This is a genomic window from Cryobacterium sp. TMT1-19, from assembly GCF_004403055.1.
Classification (GTDB): Bacteria; Actinomycetota; Actinomycetes; order Actinomycetales; family Microbacteriaceae; genus Cryobacterium; species Cryobacterium sandaracinum.
On record NZ_SOHB01000045.1, the window covers coordinates 1 to 2340 of the forward strand.

2 protein-coding genes are annotated in these 2340 nt (G+C 70.4%); one reads left to right on the forward strand and one right to left on the reverse strand.

Annotated features, from left to right (window positions below):
• Positions 1-72: 72 nt before the first annotated feature.
• A complete protein-coding gene (locus tag E3T40_RS12120; RefSeq protein ID WP_104193616.1) occupies positions 73-483 on the reverse strand; it encodes a YccF domain-containing protein in 411 nt (136 codons plus the stop codon).
• Positions 484-1146: 663 nt separating this feature from the next.
• Here E3T40_RS12120 and E3T40_RS12125 point away from each other — a divergent pair.
• A complete protein-coding gene (locus E3T40_RS12125) occupies positions 1147-2049 on the forward strand; it encodes a type IV toxin-antitoxin system AbiEi family antitoxin domain-containing protein (protein ID WP_104169195.1) in 903 nt (300 codons plus the stop codon).
• The last annotated feature ends 291 nt before the right edge of the window (positions 2050-2340 follow it).

Below are 2340 nucleotides of genomic sequence, written 5' to 3' on the forward strand. Positions count from 1 at the left end.
GGCGCGGGGCTCAGGCGCGGCGGGCTCAGGCGGGCGGGGCTCAGGCGCGGCGGGGCTCAGGCGCGGCGGGGCTCAGGCGCGGCGGGCGACGGCCTGGTCGAACGCGCCGGGGCGATTGCTCACGATTTGTTTGCCGAGGGGCGCGAGCGAGACCGGCACCATCTTGAAGTCGGCGATGCCGAGGGGAATTCCGATGATGGTGAGGCAGAGCGCGATTCCCGAGACGATGTGCGCCAGGGCCAGCCACCAGCCCGCGAGGATCACCCAGATCATGTTGCCGATGAACGAGAACGCTCCACTGGTGGGTTTGGCCACGACGGTGCGGCCGAACGGCCAGAGCGCGTAGGCGGCGATGCGGAACGACGCGATGCCCCACGGGATCGTAACGATCAGCACGCAGAGCAGAATGCCTGCGGCGAGGTAGCCCAGGAACAGCCAGAACCCGCTCAGCACGAGCCAGATCAAGTTCAGGAGTGTGCTCACGGGAAAATACTACCCGCGCAGGAGGCGGAGGTCGCGGGATCGGAATCGGGCGCGGCGAGCGCGGACATCCGTCGCCGGCCGCGTGATGCCCGCCCGGCTCCCGGCTCCCGGCTCCCGGCTCCCGGCTCGACTCTAAACTCGGAAAATTTCGCAACACTCCGCCCACGGCGCCCACGGATGCGGCGTGTCCCGAAAATCTCCGACTTTGCGTCACCCGCGGGGCCCAGCGCAGAACAAAGAACAAGGAACAAAGAACAAGGAACAAAGAACAGCCGGGAGGAGAGCGGACCCGGCGAGCGAAGCATCCGTCGCCCACCACCCGGCTCGACTCTAAACTCGGAAAATTTCGCAACACTCCGCCCACGCCCACGGATGCGGCGTGTCCCGAAAATCTCCGACTTTGCGTCACCCGCGGGGCCCAGCGCAGAACAAAGAACAGCCGGCGGCCGACAGCCGCACCCGCGCCACGCGCCCGGGGGCACCCGCGCCACGCGCCCGCGGGCACCCACACGGCACTCCCCCANCGCCACGCGCCCGGGGGCACCCGCGCCACGCGCCCGCGGGCACCCACACGGCACTCCCCCACAGGCAGCCGGGGCAGGATCTTTTCCCCAGGCCGGCACTCCCTCGGGAGCGGGCCGGGCCCGCGGGCATCCTGAACGAATGCGCAGCGCAGCGACCCTCATCTGCACCCTCGGACACGCCGCCATGACCGACGAGCTGCTCCGGCTCGGCGTCACTCCCCCGCAACTGCGCACGGCCATTGCGCACGGAACCGTCGTGCGCGCCGCGCGGGGCATCTACCTTTGCGCCCACGCCGACCGCGACCAGCGCGATGCCGCCGCGGCCCACGGCCGGATCAGCTGCCTCAGCGCCCTGCGCCGGGCCAACGTCTGGGCCGGAATCGACCGTTCGCTGCACCTGCAGCTGCCCGGGCACGCCACCGGCACTCGGCCCGTGCTCGATCGGGGCGGGCAGCGGATCCGCTACCACTGGGCGCAGCCGCGGTTCCCGGGAACCACCGAGCGATCCTGGCTGGTCTCGCCGATGGAGGCGGTTTGGCAGGCCATCCACTGCCTCGACGAGGAGAACGCGATCGCCTGCCTCGAGTCGGCGGTGCACGAGGGATTCCTCACGATCGCCCAGGTGCGCCAGCTGTGCGCACAGGCGCCGGTCCGGCTGGCGGGAGGCATCCGGGAGCTGGAATTCACCTCGGGCTCCGGCATGGAGACGATCGTGCGGCGTCGGCTGCGGCATGTGGGCTACTCGGTGGTGGCGCAGGTGAAGGTGGCAGGCATCGGCGACGAAGATCTCGTCGTCGAGGACTGCGTCGCCATCGAAACCGACGGCGAGAAATGGCACGGCCCCGACCGTTTCCACGCCGACCGCATTCGCGACCTCAAGACCGAGGCCCTCGGACGCCGGTCGATCCGGCTCACCCAGGACCAGGTGCTCTACGAGTGGGAGACCACGCTCGCCGCCATCGCGCGCGTCGTGACGGATGCCCAGCGCGAGCAGTCCCGCCGCTTCGGCCGCCTCCTCACGCGCCGCGACGACCCCCTCTGATCGGTCGGGCGGGGCCGGCGCGGGTGCTGCGCCGCTCCGCCTCAGGCGTGCCATGAGCGCAGCGGCGCAGCACCCGCGCGGGGCGCGTGCTGATGTCGCGGGCCGGCCCGCCGCAACCGTCGGGCCCACGGACCAGCCCGACCCACGACGAACGTAACTTCGGAAAAAATCGCGACACGCCGCTCAGGCTGGTGGGGTGACCCGGTCTTTTCGGACGGGGTCCTCGGTTTCATTTTAGGCGGCGAGTGTGAGTTTGATGAGGCGTTCGGTGGGTGTTGAGTAGCCGAGAGT